The following is an 18,987-nucleotide window of genomic DNA, read 5'->3' as shown; positions in this document are numbered from 1 at the left end:
TTATTTTGGCATTTTGCTTAATAAGGGATGTCCAACAGGATCTATTCCCTTTTGTAATAAATCTTTTGCAGCCATTACTGCCCAGCATTTATCACTGGAATGAATATTTCTGTAGAATGAAAGCAAAAGATCTGGCTTCACTACTGTAAAACCACTAACTTCAACGGTTTTAAGATCATTTCTTTCAAAAAAATCGATCGTAATCCTGTGATACTTTTCATTTTCCAATTCTACTGTTTTTTCATATCGTCTGAAGTTTTCTTCACTAGGAAGATGATCGTAGCGGGTCCAAACTTTTTGAAACCCTTCCTGCTGAAGAATGATCACTACTTCAGCAACGTTTTCTTTCCGTACAAAGACATCAATATCTTTGTGATCATGAGCATGTTTATATTCTGTATGTCCATTTTCAGACATAAAGTGCCATGCCCATCCACCGGATATGATGATTTTATTTTTTAGTTTTTCCAATATTTCAAGGCCCAAGCGGATTCTGAATTCCGGCCAGACTTCTCCATATCTTTTTATATTATGAGGTGCTCCCATTGTATTGTTATTTGTAGTTTTTCTTTGTCATTCTGACGAAGGAAGAATCTCTGTTATTTTGTAAGATTCTTCACTTCGTTTATCAACTGTTCTCAGTCTGTATCAGAATGACGGAACTTTATTACTAGCCCCGATTGCAGCAATTGTCTGAGCTCATTTTTCTTTTGTAAAAGAAAAATAGCGAGTGCGGAAAGCGGGATTAAGCTCCTGAATATTTAACTGATTATCTATCCATTCTCACAATTCTCGGTTGGAATGTTCCCAGAATGTCTACCAATTCACTTTGTGCATTCATTACTTCATGAATGTTTTTATAAGCCATGGGTGCTTCTTCTGTATTTCCGCCCATCAGCGTAACATCTTTAAGCTTTAACTCTTTTTTGATGTCATTCTGGGTGAAAAGATTTCTGCATTCTCCTCTTGAATGAGCTCTGCCTGCACCATGTGAAGCTGAATTCAATGAATCAGGATTTCCTTTTCCGCGGACGATAAATCCTTTAGCAGTCATGGATCCCGGTATCATTCCCAGTTCGTTTTCATTGGCCGGAGTAGCTCCTTTTCTGTGAACGATTACTTCTTTTCCGTTATGGATTTCCTTCCATGCGAAATTGTGATGGTTTTCAATTCGGGCTTTCACTCTTCCGCCTACCGCTTTTACCAGTCTTCTGTGAATATCATCGTGACAGGCTGAAGCGTAATCTCCTGCAAGGTTCATTGCAGTCCAGTATTCCAGACCAAGGTGTGTGCTTAAATCGAGCCATGCAAATTGCTGTGCTTCTTTAGGCAACGGACATTGTTCTACTGCTACTCTTGAATAATATTGAGCAATTTCAGCTCCCATTCCTCTTGAGCCACTATGCGAAAGGATTCCAAGGTATTTTCCTTTTGGCAACCCGATTTGTTCATCTTCTTCAGTGATTTCCACTTCTCCGAATTCTACAAAGTGGTTCCCACCTCCTGAAGATCCCATCTGTTTGATGGCTTTTCCTTTTAACCTTCTTAAAACAGGAATCAGATCAAATGTATCTCTATCGAAGATTTCGTGATCTGTATGAGATTTATGAGTCTCATACATTCCGAATTTTGTATGTTCTGCAAGGGCTTTTTCATATTTATCCCTTGCTCCGTTCAGATATGAAACGGGTGTATCCAAAATACTGAGGCTCATTCTGCAACCGATGTCCATTCCTACTCCGTAAGGAATTACAGCATTTTCTACGGCTAAAACTCCACCGATCGGAAGGCCATAACCGCTATGAGCATCAGGCATTAGTGCACCCTGAACAGAAACCGGCAGCTTCAATGCGGTGTACAACTGATTTTTTGCTTCTTCTGAAATATTATTCCCGAAGATCTCAAAGGCTGCACGTTGTGAATTCAACATCCTTTTTTCTGTTTTTTTAGATGATAGCAGGGTTTCTGCAATCTGTCCGAAGGTTAAATCTTTTTCAAAATTCTCCGGATGGATCAGGATTTCCTTTAAAAGAGATTTTACATAATGGATATTTTTAGTTGCAAAATTTCTCTTCATTACTTCCAGGGCTACGTTTACGCTTTGATTGTTTGGATAGCCCAGTTTTAATATATCTTTTCCTTTTAGTTTTAAATTTCCCATTGTTTTTGTTTTAAATAATTGTGGACACATCGTCCAGAAAGCTTTCTGCAATCTCTGTTGCAGACATTGTACAGGTAATATATTTCCTGTTTTTAATAAGATCAGTATCTTCTGTTTTCGTATCCCATGAAAACACCCTACCATAAATTGTTTTGTTAACAATTCCAGTAATTTTATGCTGTCCCAAATAAGACTTCAGCTCTGCTATTTCCTTTTCCAGTTGAAAGTCTACAGGCTTATAGTGGGTAATCATATTGGGTCTTGTACGTAAGGTAAATCTCCAGGGTTCCTTGAATTCGTAGTAAGGCACATAAGTCTTCCGGAAAGGACAGTATTCTTCCTGCTTCAGGAAATACTCTCTTTCTCTTGAAGTGAGCCCCAACTTTGGATCAGTCCATGAACAGGAAGAGATATTCTTGAGCTTCTGTGCTCTTTCAACATATATTCTCCGTCCGGATTTTTTCTTTTTCTTCAGAAACTGGCGGCTTTCGGAATACATATAGGTATTGATCTTCTTCAAAATTCCTTCAAAGAAATCCCCATCTTTGGATCTCATTACATCTTCCCTAACGGCAAAGAATCTTACAAATCCTCTCTGATAAGGTTCGTCTAAAGGAATCCATGGGATATTTCTTTTGATATCACAAAGTTTATTACTACGTTGATACTTTCTTCTTATCTGCTTTTCTACATCTTTTTTTATTGTTCTTTTTCTGCTTCTCAGGCTTCTCAGCCGGTAAGACAGAAGGTTATCATTTTCCATGTAAGACACAAGATATCAGATACAAAATCCAAAATATTGAACCTGCTCTTAATCTATTTTCTTAATCAACTAAAACACTAGTTGAATGAATTAATAATGATGAACAGCTATCATTTGAGGGTAAAACCTCATCCTATTCTGTTCTTAATAACACTTAAAAAGATTTCGGGGAAACTGAATGTGAGTTTTGAAATATTGCGCAATAAAAAACCCGAAATCTCTACGACTTCGGGTTTTGATATTGTATTGTACTATTATTCTAAGAATGTACCAAACCGCGAAGCCTTACCACCATAAGGGGTAATCCAACTGTAGAATTCTGATTAGTTCTGAACATTGCTTCGTTGTTTTTAATTGGTTAAACTTGATTTTCAGATGCAAATATAGAATTATTTTTTTAATCATCAATTATTTAAATCTTATTTTTGTGAAAAAAGAGTTTTATGCATAGATTTTTATTGGCCTTACTTCCATTACTTTTCATAGGTTGTAAGAAAGAGGAAGCTGTAAAAAAAGAAGAGGTAAAAGTAGTGGAGAAAGGTTGTTTTTCTCCTCATTTCATGGAAAAAATTCTGGATTTGGAAGAGATGAAAGATCAGGCGAAGTTTCTAGAATCAGAGACTAAAGGAAAAGGTCATATCGGCTTTCTTGTAGACAGTACAAAAGTTAAGAATGGCTGGGATTATTCTATTTCTGCAGGGTATAATGGACCGGATCGCTTTGAAACATATCATATTTTTCAGGCTTCAAGTACTCAATGTAACATTTTAACTATTTTAGAACCCGTATCCGGAGAATATATTTCTATTGAGCAATGGAGAAAAAGCAAAAATGAGCCTGCCGCAATGGAATCTTTGTTGAAGCAAGGTCTTTATAGCTTACCTATTGAAAGTCTTCCTCAGGTAGATGTAAAGTTTATCGAAACAGATTTTGCGGTGGAAGGTTCAGAGAGGTACAGCTGTGGGGAGCCAGCATTCCGATATTTTCCTTTAGCTCGATACAAGGATGTTGAACTGATTCTTGTTCCGATGGATTGCGGAGATTTTGATTACCGATATTATCTTCTTACTGTGGTGAATAACAGCATCGTTGGTGAGGCCTATGTGGAAGGTATTTGGTTTGACCCCGGAAAAGATGATAAGAAGGAGGAGTTCAGCAGCTATGAAATCAATAAAGCAGGAGAAATCACTGTGACAACAGATCATAAGATTGATGGAAATAGTCAAAAGATAACTAAAACTCATTATCAGATTATGGACGATGGTAAAATCGTTCAGAAAAAATAAAATAAAGGCTGTTTCTGAAGTTGAAACAGCCTTTATTTTTTCACTTGAGGTGAATAATGCTTAGAAAAATAGCATCAATAACTTTTGTCATCCTTTGGATATCCAACGTTTCCAAAGTGTCTGTAGATTTGTGATAATTTTTGTTTCTAAAGAAGGAAGTATCAGTAATCATAAGGGCAGGAAAATCAAATTCCCAATAGTTTAAATGATCTGAAAAGTCGACTCCGTGTACAAATCCCGGTGCTGGAAATGTTTCTGTTTTTATCTGATTGGTGTCTTTAAATTGATCTATAAAGTTTCCAACAAATGGTCCTGCTCCGCTGAACTTTTTCACCAAAGTAATAAAATCTCCTTTATCACCATAAATCCAGGAAAGGATACCTACAGGAAAACTCTGAGATCCTTTTTCATCTTTAAAATAGCCGATCATTTCTACACTTGCCATTCCATAGACATCGATATGATTATCTTTTAAATATTTTGCATGGATGTAGCTACCCATATTTTCTGTTCTGAAATAAGGCGGTTCTTCTAAGGTATAAGCAACCAGATCTATCCGATAATTAAGCTTTTGTCCTTTAAGCATTCTTGCCAATTCCAAAAGAGCAGTCACTCCTGTGGCATTATCATCTGCTCCCTGCTGATCTCCGCAAACGTCATAATGGGCTCCTATAATAATTCTTTTACTGTTTTCAGTTCCAAATGAACCGATTACATTTTTATACGACTGTCCGTCTACTTTATATTCCTGAAATCCTGTGCTGTCACTGTATGTTTTGAAGGTTTTATGAATATAGTCCGCAATGGCATTCAGCTGATCTACATTTTTATGATTCCGGAACTGTGGAGTCTGGGTAAGTGCCACCAAATGTTTCTTAACCTGCGTGCTATCTGCAGGAACAGGAGAAGTTTGTACAGTTCGATCTTTTTTTTCTCCTGAGACGAATAATACAATAGCTATAAAGAGAAAGCCTACAAAGAAAATCAGTTTTTTCTTCGTAGGCTTCAGTATATTTTTAAAACCCATAGATGTGCTTTTAATTTCCTGATGAAAATTAAAGCTTTTTAGGATTAGTTTTCTAAAAATCTCTCTAAAATTTCTACAGCGCATTTTGGAAGATTAGTTCCTGGGCCGAAAATGAAATCTGCTCCGTTAGCATAAAGGAATTCATAATCCTGTTGTGGGATAACTCCGCCTACTACGATGGTAATATCATCTGCCCCCAGCTTTTTTAATTCTCCTACTACCTGAGGCACTAATGTTTTGTGCCCTGCAGCTAATGAAGATACTCCAAGAATGTGAATATCGTTTTCTACTGCCTGTTTGGCTACTTCTTCCGGTGTTTGGAATAATGGGGCTACATCGACATCAAATCCCATATCAGCAAATGCTGTTGCTACTACTTTTGCGCCTCTGTCGTGCCCATCCTGACCCATTTTAGCCACCATGATTCTTGGACGACGTCCTTCTTCCTCTTCAAACTTTTGAGTCAGATTAAGGGCTTTTTCAAAGTATTCGTTTTTACCGGCATTCATCGCGTATACTCCAGAAATTGTTTTAATGTTTGCTTTATATCTTCCAAAGGTTTCTTCCATGGCATCGCTCATTTCACCAAGCGTTACTCTTCTTCTTGCCGCTTCTATACAAAGTGCCAGAAGGTTTCCTTTTCCGGTTTTTGCACTTTCACGGATCTCATTCAGGATTTCTGTAACCGCTTCAGAACTTCTTTCTGCTTTAATGCTGTTTAATCGTTCAATTTGTTTTCTGCGAACTTCAGTATTATCAATATCAAGAATTTCTATTGCGTCTTGTTTTAATGATGACTTGAATGAGTTGACTCCAATGATAAATTCTTCACCACTGTCAATCTTAGCCTGCTTTTTAGCGGCAGCTTCTTCAATTCTCATTTTTGGAATTCCTGCTTCAATGGCTTTGGTCATTCCCCCTTCCTGTTCTACCTCATCAATATACCTCATCGCTTCTTCAATCATCTGCTGGGTAAGACTTTCTACAAGATTGCTTCCTCCCATTGGATCTACCACATCACAAATTCCGCTTTCCTGCTGCAGAATGATCTGTGTATTTCTTGCAATTTTAGCTGAATAGTCGGTAGGAAGGGCAATAGCTTCATCCAATGCATTGGTGTGCAGCGATTGTGTTCCTCCTAATGCTGAAGACAATGCTTCAATGGCGGTTCTGGTGATATTATTGAAAGGTTCCTGCTCTGTTAATGACCATCCTGAAGTCTGGGAATGGGTTCTTAATGCTAAAGATTTTGGATTCTGAGGATTAAACTGTTGTAAAAGATTAGCCCAGATATATCTTGCGGCACGCATTTTAGCAATTTCCATGAAGTGATTCATCCCGATTGCCCAGAAGAATGATAAACGGGGGGCAAAATCATCTACTTTCATTCCTGCTTTTATTCCTGTCCTTACATATTCCAGACCGTCTGCCAGTGTATAAGCCATTTCCAATACCGGAGTGGCTCCTGCTTCCTGCATATGATATCCGGAAATTGAAATTGAATTGAATTTCGGAATATTTTGAGAAGTGTATTCAAAAATGTCTGCAATGATCTTCATTGAAGGAGCGGGTGGATAAATGTAAGTATTTCTTACCATGAACTCTTTCAAAATATCATTCTGAATGGTTCCTGAAAGTAAATTCTGAGAAACGCCCTGCTCTTCTGCTGCGACAATATAGAAAGACAGAATTGGAAGTACGGCCCCATTCATTGTCATGGAAACCGAGATTTCATCTAACGGAATTTCATTAAACAGGATCTTCATATCTTCCACAGAGTCAATCGCAACTCCTGCTTTTCCAACATCCCCGACAACTCTTGAATGATCTGAATCATAGCCTCTGTGTGTAGCAAGGTCAAAAGCTACAGATAGCCCTTTTTGTCCTGCTGCAAGATTTCTTCTGTAAAAAGCATTGGATTCTTCAGCTGTGGAGAACCCTGCATACTGACGGATTGTCCAAGGTTTCTGAACATACATTGTAGAATATGGTCCTCTTAAATAAGGGGCAATTCCCGGAGAGGTTTCCGTTAAAGATTCATTTTTAATATCTTCTTTTGTATAGGAAGATTTCAACTGTAACCCATCTTTTTCAAAAGGATAGATTTCAGTTATTTTTTCAGTTATATTAAATTGAGGAGTTTTATTTTGAACTTCTCTTCTCATACTTACGGATTTATTAGATGCTAAATTTAAGCATTTTTAGAATAATAAATAAGTATTGATAATCTTATGATTACGTGAGTTTTAAATTACAATCTTCCTGCATTAATTTCTGTTTAAAAACTTTATCAAAAGATGAGTAATGAATCTCTAAATCATATTTTCAATATAATAATCAATTCCATATTAATAAATAAAACCCCGGATGAAATTCATCCGGGGTTTTTACATTATAGTTATTTAATACTACTATTTTTTAATAAGCTTAGTATTGTAAGTGTTTTGATCATTTTTGATTGTAACAACATACATTCCTTTGATTAATGATGCAACATTAATTCTTTGTCCGTCAATCTGACCTTCCTGAACTAATCTTCCATCCGCAGAGTAGATTTTGTAATCTGCTTTACCTTTAAGGTTTTTCACTTCTACGAAAGTATCTGCAGGATTAGGATAGATAGAAATTTCTGATGAAGCTTTTGTTCCTCTTACTTCGTCTGTAGCAAGACTTCCTGCACTAATCTTAACAGGAAGATCCATAACACCTCCAGCTCCTGTAGGGATTTCAACACACGGGTTCGACAGGTCTGTATTACCATACTTCCCAACAACTCTCATTCTTAATGTTTTATCACCTGAATAAGCTGTAGCTGGTACTGTAAAGTTTATAGCTCCTCCAACTGCTGCATTTACTTGAGCATTATTTGATCCTAATCCAAAAATTCTTTCCGTATCTTCAAACAATCCATTTCTATTATAATCTATCCAGGCATTAATTCTTAATTGTCTTCCTGCCATTTGAGAATAAGCACTGGAGACTACTGCTCTAGCATCTAAACTATAAGTAGTTCCCTTCACTAGGTTAATTGTCTTAGCAGGGTTATCACTCACATCTTTATAGGCTCTGTATGAACCATCCGTATGAATTGCTGTACCATTCAAGGACACCTGATACACCATACCAAAATCAGGAATTCCTGAATTTAATATACAATAATCAACCCCTGTTGTAAGTCCCTTAGTTTTAAATGCATAATTATTAGAGAATGCACCAGGAACAGTGTTTACAACAGCTGCAACCTGTACTTCGTAATTTGTTTCATCCTCTAAACCTGTCAATACAACATTATTTGTCTGACTTAACATGTTTGACCAGTTTGTAGTAGCACCTTTTCTATAATTGATTGAATAAGTAGCACCAGGTACACTATTCCAAGATACTCTAGCTGTAGTTTTAAATACTTCTGTATCTATTACTGAAACACCCGTTGGAGCAACAGTTGTAGAAGCAGGAGCATCGGCCACAGTAATAGCAGGAGATACTGCATAGAATACATTTCCAATAGCTGATACTCTCAACTTAATTGGAGTTGTAATTGTACTTGGCATCTGCACAGTATAGCTTCCGTTATTCGGAGTAGAGGCAACAAGTTCAGTCCATGTTGCTCCATTCACAAGATCTGTTGTATATTCAATTTTTACATTCGGTGAGTTATAAGGAGCTATATTTGTATTAGCAACCTCCCACTGAATAACATTATTAGCATTTTTATACAATATCGAAGACGCAGTAAGACCATTAAATTTGAATGGGCCGTCATTTCCGATTACAGTTGCAATTTCCTTAGAAGACACCATAGGTCTCATAGCATTTTGATCTCTTACCGTAACAGCATAGTTTACAGTTCTTGGAATATAAGATACTGTTTCCCATATTGTTTTATTCGTAAGATTACCAGACATTACAATTGGCAAACTAGGGAAATATCTTCTTCCGCTTGAAGTACCAAAATAAGATCTTGTCAATGCCCCTTGCGGATTATATCCCCATCCACTGTCTCCAGAGATAGAAGCTGCATCATCTACACTATCATTCTGCTCCCAGGTATAAGTAAATGCATCTCCTTCTGCGTCCGTAGCTGATGCATCAAGATAATAAGCTGTTCCTTTAGGTACTGTATAAGAAGTAAGTCCTCCTATTACAGGTGGAGTATTATTATTAATTGTTTCTGAAGTCCCACAATCTGACTTTCCATCCAGACTTGTCAGGATCTGATCGATTGATTTATAATGAAAATATGCATCTGAAGCCATTGCAACATTATCACTGGTAATTCCTGCATATCCCATAATAGTAGTTCCTCCTCCAGGCTCTACGTTGGCTCCATATCCTTCTGATTTATTGGAAAAAGTATGGTTACCTCCCAATTGGTGTCCCATTTCATGGGCAACATAATCAATATCAAATGAATCCCCCACAGGGTTTGTATTTTGAGTAAAGGCAGCCCCTTTTCCTAATGAAGTTGGTGTTGCCGGATTAGTACACATTACTCCTATTCCTCCTGCATTACCATTACCTCCTGCTGCATTGAATACGTGCCCGATATCATAATTAATATCCCCAACTTGTGTAGTTAGTGTTTGCTGAAGTTGTAGATTCAAATTACCTGTATAAGGATCTGAAGTAGGATCTGTAAAAATAATACCCGGTAAATCCAACATAATAAGTTTAACTCCAAAATCTTTCTGGAAAACACCATTTACACGATCCATAGTAGCATGCATCTGAATAACAGTGTTTGTAATTCCTCCTGTTGGATCAAACTTTTTAGTATATTCACCTGTTGTTGAAAGAGCTAACCTATAAGTTCTGAAAGTTGTACTAGATGGTCTGCTTGTAATTCCTACATTAGAAAGACTATTTTTTCCATTAAGTTCTAAAGCTTTTATATCTTTAAAATTCTTCTCTTCTGTCGTACATTCAAAACCATGCTCTCCTTCTGTTCTCTTTGTCTTATAAAACACCCCATATACTTGCTTATCTGCAGTAATAGGCTCTATAAATTGGAATTTACCATCTTTAATAATCATAGATTGCATCTGAGTTGGTGCAGTGCTGAATCTTACATATTTTCCAGGATCATCTACCCCAACACCTACATACGAACCCAACTGATATCTATCTGCCATAGATTTCTCTACAATAGGATCACTATATACTGCAAATTTCTCAATTTTCCCTTCTGCTGTAGGTAAAGATACCACTACAGCCTGAGCGCCTCTTCCTCTTTCTACAGCATCTTTTAAAGTATTTCTAAGAGACTGTAAATCCAATCTATAAGAATACTGAACTTCCACTTCTTTTCTTACTTCAGACGTTTTTTGTGAGGCTGGCGTCCACCTCTGTGCATTAAAGCTAGACAGTCCTGCTGCCAATACACAAACCAGTAAAATTCTTTTTTTCATAATTACTTAATTAATCCAAGATTAATAAACTTTAAATATCCGCGATAAAAATAGTAATTATAATCAGAATAACATCTAAAAAAACGGCTAATTTTCAATAAAATCAGCCGTTACATTAAATATTTTACTTTTTAAAAATTATTTCTTTATTCCCATCTCATATAAAGCAAATGATATCAGATCTGCATTTTCACCAATTACCTGATCTGTTGATCTTCCGGCACCGTGTCCTGCATTCTTCTCAATACGTAACAGAATAGGGTTCTTACAAGCCTGTTTTTCCTGAAGCTCAGCACCAAATTTGAAAGAGTGCGCCGGAACTACTCTGTCATCATGGTCACTGGTAATGATCATTGTGGATGGATAACATGTTTTTGCCTTTACATTGTGTACCGGAGAATATGATTTCAGATAATTAAACATTTCTTTGCTGTCTTCCGCAGTTCCATAGTCATAAGACCATCCGGCTCCAGCTGTAAATTTGTTATATCTTAACATATCCAATACTCCAACTCCAGGAAATGCTACTCTTGCCAGATCAGGACGTAAAGTCATGGTTGCACCTACCAATAGACCTCCGTTTGATCTTCCGGAAAGTGCCATATATTCTTTTGACGTATAGCCTTTACTCTGTAGATATTCTCCTGCAGCAATAAAGTCTTCAAAAACGTTTTTTTTCTGCATCTTTGTTCCTGCGTCATGCCACTTTTTACCATATTCCCCTCCTCCACGGATGTTTGGAACAGCATAGATTCCACCATTTTCCATCCAGATAGCATTCACTACTGAGAAAGATGGCTGTAAACTGATATTAAATCCTCCGTAAGAGTATAAAATAGTAGGGTTTTTACCATCAAGCTTAGTTCCTTTTTTATAATTGATCATCATCGGAACTTTAGTTCCGTCTTTAGAAGTATAGAATACCTGTTCAGAAACATAATCATCCGGGTTGAACTTCACGTTCGGTTTTTGGTATACTTCGGATTTACCTGAATCTACATTGAATTTATAAGTAGTTCCTGGTGTAATATAGTTGCTGAAAGAGTAATAAATGTCTTTCTCTTTTTCTTTTCCTCCAAAACCTGATATATTCCCTTTCCCTGGAAGTGTAATTTCTCTGATTAATTTTCCGGTTTTATCATACTGTTTTACCTGATCAATAGCATCAACCATATAAGTTGCGAAGAAGTATCCGCCCCCTGAAGATATCCCCAATACATTTTCTGTTTGTGGAATAACATCTTTCCATGTTTCCGGAGCCGGGTTGCTGATTGTAGTTTTTACAAGACGCATATTCGGAGCATCTTTATCTGTCGAAATAAAAAGCTCATCTCCCTGAGTATCTACAATACGAGCATTGATATCAAATCCTTTATTAATCTGTACAAAGTCTCCTCCTTTTTTCAAATCTTTGATAAATAACTCATTTCCGTTGGTTGCATTGGCAGCTGAAATGATTAAATATCTCTGATCATCTGAAACACTGGCTCCCAAATATCTTCTTGGTGTTTTCTCTCCTCCAAAGATCAGTTTATCTTCAGACTGCTTTGTTCCAAGCTTGTGAAAATACACTTTATGCTTATCTGTCATTCCGGAAAGTACGGTTCCTTCCTTCGGTTTGTCATAACTTGAATAATAGAAACCTTCATCATTCTGCCATGCAATTCCACTGAATTTCACATCCACCAAGGTCTCATCGATCTGCTTTTTGGTAACTGCATCGATGATGATGATCTTATTCCAGTCACTTCCACCTTCAGAAATAGAATAAGCAGCAAGAGTTCCTTTTTTGTTAAAAGAAAGGTTAGACAATGAAGTGGTTCCTTTTTCTGAGAATTTATTCGGATCTAAGAATACTTCTGTAGCTTTGGTTTTATTGTTGGTTCTGTATAAAACAGACTGAGCCTGTAAACCATCGTTTTTAGAATAATAGGTGTAATCTCCTTCTTTGAAAGGGGCTGAAATTTTCTCATAATTCCAGATTTCTTTCAGTTGGTTCTTAATTTTATCTCTGAATGGAATTTTTGAAAGATAATTCTGGCTGTAAGCCACTTCTTCATCTACCCATTTTTTAGTGGCATCAGAATCATTTTCCAGATCTCTGTACGGATCAGAAACTGCGGTTCCAAAATAAGTATCGGTTTGAGCACCCTTTAATGCTTTTGGATAATTCATTGTTTGAGAGTAAAAAGATGCTGAAAACAGAACTCCAGCCGTTAATAACATAGGTTTAAAATTCATACTGAACAGTTTTTACCAAAAATACATAAAGTATGTGAAATAAAAAAAGTCCCGTTTTCGCGAGACTTTTACTTATTTAATGAGTTATTAATCAGTTTAACACTGACTATAGGCTATCAAAATAGAAATCAGTAAGATTCGTTACAATTTGATCCGGACTTCCATTCCAGTAATAGATTTTATCGCCTTCCTTCAGTTCATATAAACTAAATTCCTGATCTGTAGTGATTGTTTTATCAGCATTGCTAAAATTCTGAGTCATTTGAAGTATATATTTTTTCAGATCATCAGCTTTTATTTTTTTAGGTTCTACCTTTGGTTCCGGTGTTGGAGTGGCAGGTATCTTAAAACTTACAGTATACTTCACCTCAGCAATTTTCTGATCTTCTATATATTCATTCTGAACAACATTAATACTCTTAATGGTAAGTTTAGCATTCCTGAAATTGGTAAATAAGACTTTGAAATAATCTTCAGCTTCTTTCTGACAGGCTGAAGCGGCTGCTTTTGGAAATACAGACAGAAAACTCTCTGCACTTGTCTTTACCATGTCTTCTGCATTTTCTTTAAAGTTGATATCAAAAGCGTCTTTTCCTTCAACGGTAGGTCTCAGATAATCATTCAGTTTAAGACGTGTGGCTTCATCATTATTCAAAAAAGATCCAAAGAAAAGTTCAAATACTTCTTTTGGCTTCTTTACTTCTGTCTGTGCTATAAGGTTCTGCCCCATCATGGTAAGCAACAGTAAAAAAATAATTTTGTAATTTTTCATAGTTTATATTTTGAATTCATTGTCATGTTTAAAAGAAAAGCCCCTGAAAAAATCAGAGGCTTCGTTTTATTTTTTGAAACTTTTAATAGTTTTCTTCTTCTCCTTTCATTTTTTCCGCATTCTCTGCCATAATTACGGCATCAATCATTTCAGAAATATCTCCATTCATGTAGGCATCCAGATTATACATAGACTTGTTGATTCTGTGATCTGTTACTCTTCCCTGTGGATAGTTGTACGTTTTGATCTTTGCAGAACGGTCACCTGTAGAAACCATAGATTTACGTTGTGCTGCAATATCTCCCTGTACTTTTTGAAGTTCAATATCGTATAGTTTGGTTCTTAGCATTTCCATTGCCAACTCACGGTTAGCCAGCTGAGAACGAGCCTGTTGACAAACCACTACCATTCCTGAAGGCTTGTGAGTCAGCTGTACTTTCGTTTCAACTTTGTTTACGTTCTGACCTCCGGCTCCTCCTGAACGGGATGTCTGCATTTCAATATCTGCAGGATTCAGCTCGAAGTCTACTTCTTCTGCTTCCGGTAAAACGGCTATAGTAATTGCAGAAGTGTGAACTCTACCCTGGGATTCTGTTTCCGGTACACGCTGTACACGGTGAACTCCTGATTCAAATTTCATGATTCCGTACACACCTTCTCCTTCCACTTTCATGATCAATTCCTTGTATCCTTTTGCTGCTTCATTGGAATCTGTCACTTCATGTCTCCATCCTTTTGTTTTGAAATACATGGTATACATCCTGTAAACATCTTCCACAAAGATTGCTGCTTCGTCACCACCAGTTCCGGCACGTAATTCAACGATAACGTTTTTGTCATCTGCAGGGTCTTTAGGGATCAACAGAACTTTAAGTTCTTCTTCTAACCCAGGAATTTTGGACTGAGCTTCCAGCTTTTCTTCTTTGGCAAGATCTACAAGATCTCTGTCTGAGCCATCCGCAATAATTTCGTCAGATTCTTCAATGCTGTCTAAAGCACCTTTATACTGATCGTAAACTCTTACAATTTTCCCCAAATCACTGTATTCTTTGTTCAAAGAAGAATATCTTTTTTGGTCTGAAATGACATCAGGCTGTATAATAAGGTCTGCAACCTCATTATATCTTTGTTTTATAGCTTCTAATTTTGGAATTAATGATTTAGACATTGTCGAATTTTTGTGGGTGCAAAGATAAGAATTAAAAATTCAAAATTAAAGTATAAATTTTTGAGCATTAGGGATCAAGGGAACAAAACGGTAAAAAGATACATTTACAAATGGGTCTATCAGCTTCTGTATGTTTTCAATATTCCTTTAAATTCCTTTGGAAAGTCTTCTGTCTATCCAGTATAAAATAAGTCCTACTGCAATAATTCCCAGCCCTATTAAACTTTCTTTAGGGTTATGAATAAATGTAAAATAAAGGATATAGAAACTGAATAGAAGAAAAACGGTAGGAAAAATATAAAAGGTATTGGATTTAAATATCTTTCTATCTTTCTTTTTAAGAAAGTACACCGTTGAAATCGCCAAACTTGCAAATAATTGAAGGATAAAAGCAGTATAAACGAAAATTTCTTTGAAACTCCCGGTTAAGATAATGATCGTAGCAATCACTGCATGGGCAAAGATGGCCCTTACCGGAATTCCTTTTTTATTCCCTACTGAAAGAGGTTTCCAGATACGGGTTTCTTTTGCAAAAGCCTGCGTAAGCCTTGATCCTACCCATAAATATCCACTAATAGTTGCAATCAGCTGTAATGCGATAAAAATATTGACGATTTTACCAAAGGAAAGCCCAAGCATATTCACGGCAACTTCTCCCATTACATCCTCCTTACCTGCCAATTGATTTACCGGAGCATGTTTCAGCATAATATAATTGACAAGAATATAACTTACTGTGACAAAGACAGTTCCTATAATCAGTGATTTGGGAAGATTCTTCTGGACATCTTTTATTTCCCCGGCAATATAGGATGCCGAGTTCCATCCGGTATAGGAATAGGTAACGAAAACCATTGAGGTTGCAAAGGCGGGAAGCATAATTTCATTCTGCCAGCTTTCACTAAAGTTAAGACTGTTACCGGTCTGAGGAGATTCTGATAACCCAATACCCAGAATCACAAGCACAATGATAAAAGCTATCTTGATCAATGTGAAAAAATTGTGAAACCTGCTTGAAGTTTTTAAGCTAAAGGACAAAGTGATAGCAACCAAAAATATAGCACCAATAGCAAAGCCATTTCCAAAGGAATAATCAAATACGGAAAGATATTTTGACATGGCCAGTGCTGCCAGCGCAACAGGTGAAGAAAATCCTATTATCAGGGAAATCCAGCTTATCAGATACCCGAATAAAGGATGATAGGTTTCTTTAAGATAAATAAAGTCGCCACCGTTTCCTTTAAAATGAGATCCTAATTCCGCATAACAGAAAGCCCCGAATAAAGCCAGAACACCTCCGATTGCCCATAACAGAAAAATACTGTAGGTATTGGTAATATCGGATAACTGAAAGCCCAGGGTAGTAAAAATCCCGGTTCCTATCATATTAGAAACGACAATGGCAGCAGCTGTTTTCCAGCCGATCTGATGTGAAGCAGTACTCATTTACTTATTAAAAATTAAAATTAAGCCTTCCGAAGAAATAACTCCCCAGCGTTCCCATCTGAACTGGCGCATATTTGAATACTCCATAGTATGAATTTTTATAGGTCTGAAGATCGGGGAAGACATCAAATACGTTATTCGCACCTACAGTAAGGTTGATATTTTTTGTGATATCATATCCCACACTCACATCTGTAACCGCTTTTGGAGAAAACTCCTGAACGATTCCGAAAGGGAAGCCATCTCTTATTACTTTACCAAAGTAGGTATTTCTTACGAGAAAATTGAACTTTCCGATTCCATAGGTAAGTCCTAATGAAGCTTTTGTCTTGGGTGATAAGGTTTCAATAATATTAATCTGATCCGGACCAAAGAATTCATTCTGAGGAGTTTCTAATTTATCAGGAAAGTGAAAGTCTGTAATTTTTGTCTCTGTATAATTTCCGGCAAGATTGATATTTAAGCTTCCGCCACCAAGTTTCCAGTCATAGGAAACAACTACATCTACTCCTTTCGTTTCGGTATCAACTGCGTTCGCAAAGAACCTGCCGCTTTTTACCGCATTTCCTTCTCCTACCACTGAAATATCAGATAATCTGGAGTCTGTAATGTTACTGGTAATTACTATTCGGTCTTTAACTTTAATGATATATCCGTCTACCGTAATGAAAAGCCCTTTAGCAGGTTTTAAGGTGAATCCCACACTTCCGTTTACTGATGTTTCCTGTTTTAATTTATCAAATCCCAGAACCTGTGCAGCGATGCTTTCATTATTAAAAATCCCTTTTCTTACAATACCATCGCCTGAAGTGGAGATATCGGCATAAGAATTATTAAAATACTGCTGCTGAAGTGACGGAGCTCTAAACCCTGTTCCTACTGCCGCCCGCACCGCATAGTTTTTCACAAACTCGTATCTTACTGCTAACTTTCCATTCAGGGTATTTCCGAAGTCTGAATAGTTTTCAAACCTTGCAGCAGCATCAATATTCAGTTTTTTATCCAAATCATAGGAAATATCAGCATATACTGCTGTTGAGTGCCTGTCTTTTTTCAAGGCATTATCTGGTGAAAAACCAATAAAAGATTGTGAACCTCCTGCTCCGATCACTTTAGAATCTTTTGTGGCAACATTTCCGTTCTCATCATATTGGGTATAGGAAGCTTCATCTCCCGCTTTGATCTGATACTGCTCAAACCTGAATTCTCCCCCAAAGGCAATATTGAAGTTCTTTATCTTCTTTGAAACGTCAAGATTAACGGTATTTTGCAGAAAACTGTGTGCCCCTGCGTAAAAACGGGTGGGAGATTTTATTCCCAGAGAAGCATTATTGGTATTGCCAACGTTGTAATTGAATGTATTGCTTCCGAATGTATTACTCAGATCAATCAGCCAGCTGTTGACATTATATTTAGCACCCACAGCATAAGAAATATCATAAATCTGAGAATTCAGGACTGCCTGAAAACCGTTGGGGTAGATTTCTTTCACAATATTAAAACTTTCATTCGGAAGCCTTCTGAAGCCATATCCTTTTCCTTCTTTAATACTGAAACCACCAAAGGAATAGAATTTAAAGTTATCATTCAAAGGATATTCTGAATTGAAAAACAATTGCCCCTGTCTGATTTGTGCGTCTCCGATCTGGAAATTAAAGTCATCTCTTGTCAATCCTCTTTTTCTGATCTCATCATCATCATTTTGTCTTGCAACATCCGGATTATCTGCAAATTCATAGGCAAAATTATTCCCGTAAATATCAAGATCATGATTTTGGGTTCTCGTGGTTTTTCCTCTGTGACTTAGCTGCAATGAAAGATTGATAAACCCATCATTTTTACCCAAAGAAGTTCCATAATTCACTCCCGCCTGGTAAGTATCCCCATCATTTCTTCCACTTAATCCATAGGTTAAGCTTGCACAAGCCCCTGCATTCTTTTTTAAAATAATATTAATTACTCCTGCGATGGCATCAGAACCATATTGTGCTGCAGCACCATCTCTTAACACTTCAATTTTTTCAATGGCAATGACAGGAATGGTACTTAAATCCGTTCCTACAGATCCGTTCCCTACTGTATTCTGATAATTGACAAGGGAAGTTGTATGCCTTCTTTTCCCATTAAGCAATACTAAAACCTGATCCGGCCCCATACCTCTTAATGTTACCGGATCAATATGTTCCGTCCCATCAGAGGCGGATTGTCTCACAGAATTAAATGAAGGGATCACATAATTCAGGAGATCCTGAGCCGTCATTTGTGGAGATGATTTCTGAATTTTATCAATATTGATCACATCTACAGGAACAGGTGTCTCCAGCTTTGTTCTTTTGACGTTACGGTTTCCGACGATAATAATGTCTTCGATTTGTTTTCCTTTTTCCTCCTGCTCCTGGGCAGCGACCAAAATTGTCCCTATCAGTAATACAGCGGTGCTTAATTTTTTCATCTTTATTCTTGCCAATTAAATATTCTTCTACAGATTATACTGCAGATACACAAGACTTCAAGAAATGGAATTCATATAAGAAATATTGACTTCACTTATCTCCCCATCGGGTTGGAATTAGCACCTTTACACTTTTGGAATCGTGTAGGTTGCTAAGGTTTCATTGGGCCAAATCCCTCCACCTTTCTTGATAAATCTAGTGCAAAGGTAGACTAATTTTTCAAATCTGCAAAAATTGAAGAATCACCCAAAAGAAAAAAGGC

The 18,987-nt window shown here is 36.9% G+C and carries 13 protein-coding genes and 1 riboswitch; of the genes, 2 read left to right on the top strand and 11 right to left on the bottom strand.

The features are described 5' to 3' along the window. The 3 genes from DRF65_RS06030 to DRF65_RS06020 all read right to left on the bottom strand — a co-directional run bounded on the left by DRF65_RS06030 (position 1) and on the right by DRF65_RS06020 (position 2,924). A complete protein-coding gene (locus DRF65_RS06030) occupies positions 1-546 on the bottom strand; it encodes a nucleotidyltransferase domain-containing protein (protein WP_115969749.1) in 546 nt (181 codons plus the stop codon). 223 nt (positions 547-769) lie between these two features. Then, the gene (locus tag DRF65_RS06025) at positions 770-2,161 is read right to left on the bottom strand and encodes an RtcB family protein (protein ID WP_115970022.1); all 1,392 of its coding nucleotides are present in this window, start codon (positions 2,159-2,161) and stop codon (positions 770-772) included. Between the two features lie 10 nt (positions 2,162-2,171). Next, positions 2,172-2,924 carry a hypothetical protein gene (locus tag DRF65_RS06020; protein WP_115969747.1) on the bottom strand — a complete coding sequence of 251 codons (753 nt, stop codon included), beginning with the start codon at positions 2,922-2,924 and terminating at the stop codon, positions 2,172-2,174. Positions 2,925-3,005: 81 nt separating this feature from the next. Between DRF65_RS06020 and DRF65_RS28255 the strand changes: the two genes are divergently transcribed. Together DRF65_RS28255 and DRF65_RS06015 are read left to right on the top strand one after the other, a co-directional pair. After that, positions 3,006-3,221 (top strand): hypothetical protein, encoded by a 216-nt coding sequence (locus DRF65_RS28255; protein WP_123947288.1) that lies wholly within the window; start codon positions 3,006-3,008, stop codon positions 3,219-3,221. Between the two features lie 146 nt (positions 3,222-3,367). Then, positions 3,368-4,210 carry a hypothetical protein gene (locus DRF65_RS06015; protein ID WP_115969745.1) on the top strand — a complete coding sequence of 281 codons (843 nt, stop codon included), beginning with the start codon at positions 3,368-3,370 and terminating at the stop codon, positions 4,208-4,210. A 40-nt stretch (positions 4,211-4,250) separates the two neighbouring features. Here DRF65_RS06015 and DRF65_RS06010 read toward each other — a convergent pair whose 3' ends face one another. The 8 genes from DRF65_RS06010 to DRF65_RS05975 all read right to left on the bottom strand — a co-directional run bounded on the left by DRF65_RS06010 (position 4,251) and on the right by DRF65_RS05975 (position 18,724). Next, positions 4,251-5,237 carry a M28 family peptidase gene (locus DRF65_RS06010; RefSeq protein ID WP_115970021.1) on the bottom strand — a complete coding sequence of 329 codons (987 nt, stop codon included), beginning with the start codon at positions 5,235-5,237 and terminating at the stop codon, positions 4,251-4,253. Positions 5,238-5,281: 44 nt separating this feature from the next. After that, positions 5,282-7,402 (bottom strand): methylmalonyl-CoA mutase, encoded by a 2,121-nt coding sequence (gene scpA, locus DRF65_RS06005; RefSeq protein WP_115969743.1) that lies wholly within the window; start codon positions 7,400-7,402, stop codon positions 5,282-5,284. Positions 7,403-7,648: 246 nt separating this feature from the next. Beyond that, on the bottom strand, positions 7,649-10,645 hold the full coding sequence (locus tag DRF65_RS06000; RefSeq protein WP_115969741.1) for a reprolysin-like metallopeptidase: 2,997 nt from the start codon (positions 10,643-10,645) through the stop codon (positions 7,649-7,651). 138 nt (positions 10,646-10,783) lie between these two features. Further along, a complete protein-coding gene (locus tag DRF65_RS05995; RefSeq protein ID WP_115969739.1) occupies positions 10,784-12,886 on the bottom strand; it encodes a prolyl oligopeptidase family serine peptidase in 2,103 nt (700 codons plus the stop codon). A gap of 106 nt (positions 12,887-12,992) precedes the next feature. Next, positions 12,993-13,658 (bottom strand): hypothetical protein, encoded by a 666-nt coding sequence (locus DRF65_RS05990; RefSeq protein WP_115969737.1) that lies wholly within the window; start codon positions 13,656-13,658, stop codon positions 12,993-12,995. An 82-nt stretch (positions 13,659-13,740) separates the two neighbouring features. Beyond that, positions 13,741-14,826, bottom strand: coding sequence for a peptide chain release factor 1 (gene prfA / locus DRF65_RS05985; protein WP_115969735.1), 1,086 nt, complete (start codon positions 14,824-14,826; stop codon positions 13,741-13,743). Positions 14,827-14,973: 147 nt separating this feature from the next. Continuing rightward, positions 14,974-16,272, bottom strand: coding sequence for an APC family permease (locus DRF65_RS05980; protein WP_115969733.1), 1,299 nt, complete (start codon positions 16,270-16,272; stop codon positions 14,974-14,976). A 7-nt stretch (positions 16,273-16,279) separates the two neighbouring features. Then, positions 16,280-18,724: a TonB-dependent receptor plug domain-containing protein gene (locus DRF65_RS05975; RefSeq protein ID WP_115969731.1), complete on the bottom strand. Its 2,445-nt coding sequence runs from the start codon at positions 18,722-18,724 to the stop codon at positions 16,280-16,282. Positions 18,725-18,816: 92 nt separating this feature from the next. Further along, positions 18,817-18,921: riboswitch (SAM riboswitch) on the bottom strand. Positions 18,922-18,987 lie beyond the last annotated feature (66 nt).

This window comes from Chryseobacterium pennae, assembly GCF_003385515.1.
In the GTDB taxonomy this organism is placed as follows: Bacteria; Bacteroidota; Bacteroidia; order Flavobacteriales; family Weeksellaceae; genus Chryseobacterium; species Chryseobacterium pennae.
The sequence above is the reverse complement of the archived record's forward strand: the minus strand, read 5'-3'. Positions and strand labels throughout refer to the sequence as shown.

Excerpts from the sequence above, each read along its gene's own strand:
- DRF65_RS06030 (WP_115969749.1), bottom strand. The coding sequence starts at position 546 with ATGGGAGCACCTCATAATATAAAAAGATATGGAGAAGTCTGGCCGGAA.
- DRF65_RS06025 (WP_115970022.1), bottom strand. The coding sequence starts at position 2,161 with ATGGGAAATTTAAAACTAAAAGGAAAAGATATATTAAAACTGGGCTAT.
- DRF65_RS06020 (WP_115969747.1), bottom strand. The coding sequence starts at position 2,924 with ATGGAAAATGATAACCTTCTGTCTTACCGGCTGAGAAGCCTGAGAAGC.
- DRF65_RS06015 (WP_115969745.1), top strand. The coding sequence starts at position 3,368 with ATGCATAGATTTTTATTGGCCTTACTTCCATTACTTTTCATAGGTTGT.
- DRF65_RS06010 (WP_115970021.1), bottom strand. The coding sequence starts at position 5,237 with ATGGGTTTTAAAAATATACTGAAGCCTACGAAGAAAAAACTGATTTTC.
- scpA (WP_115969743.1), bottom strand. The coding sequence starts at position 7,402 with ATGAGAAGAGAAGTTCAAAATAAAACTCCTCAATTTAATATAACTGAA.
- DRF65_RS06000 (WP_115969741.1), bottom strand. The coding sequence starts at position 10,645 with ATGAAAAAAAGAATTTTACTGGTTTGTGTATTGGCAGCAGGACTGTCT.
- DRF65_RS05995 (WP_115969739.1), bottom strand. The coding sequence starts at position 12,886 with ATGAATTTTAAACCTATGTTATTAACGGCTGGAGTTCTGTTTTCAGCA.
- DRF65_RS05990 (WP_115969737.1), bottom strand. The coding sequence starts at position 13,658 with ATGAAAAATTACAAAATTATTTTTTTACTGTTGCTTACCATGATGGGG.
- prfA (WP_115969735.1), bottom strand. The coding sequence starts at position 14,826 with ATGTCTAAATCATTAATTCCAAAATTAGAAGCTATAAAACAAAGATAT.
- DRF65_RS05980 (WP_115969733.1), bottom strand. The coding sequence starts at position 16,272 with ATGAGTACTGCTTCACATCAGATCGGCTGGAAAACAGCTGCTGCCATT.
- DRF65_RS05975 (WP_115969731.1), bottom strand. The coding sequence starts at position 18,724 with ATGAAAAAATTAAGCACCGCTGTATTACTGATAGGGACAATTTTGGTC.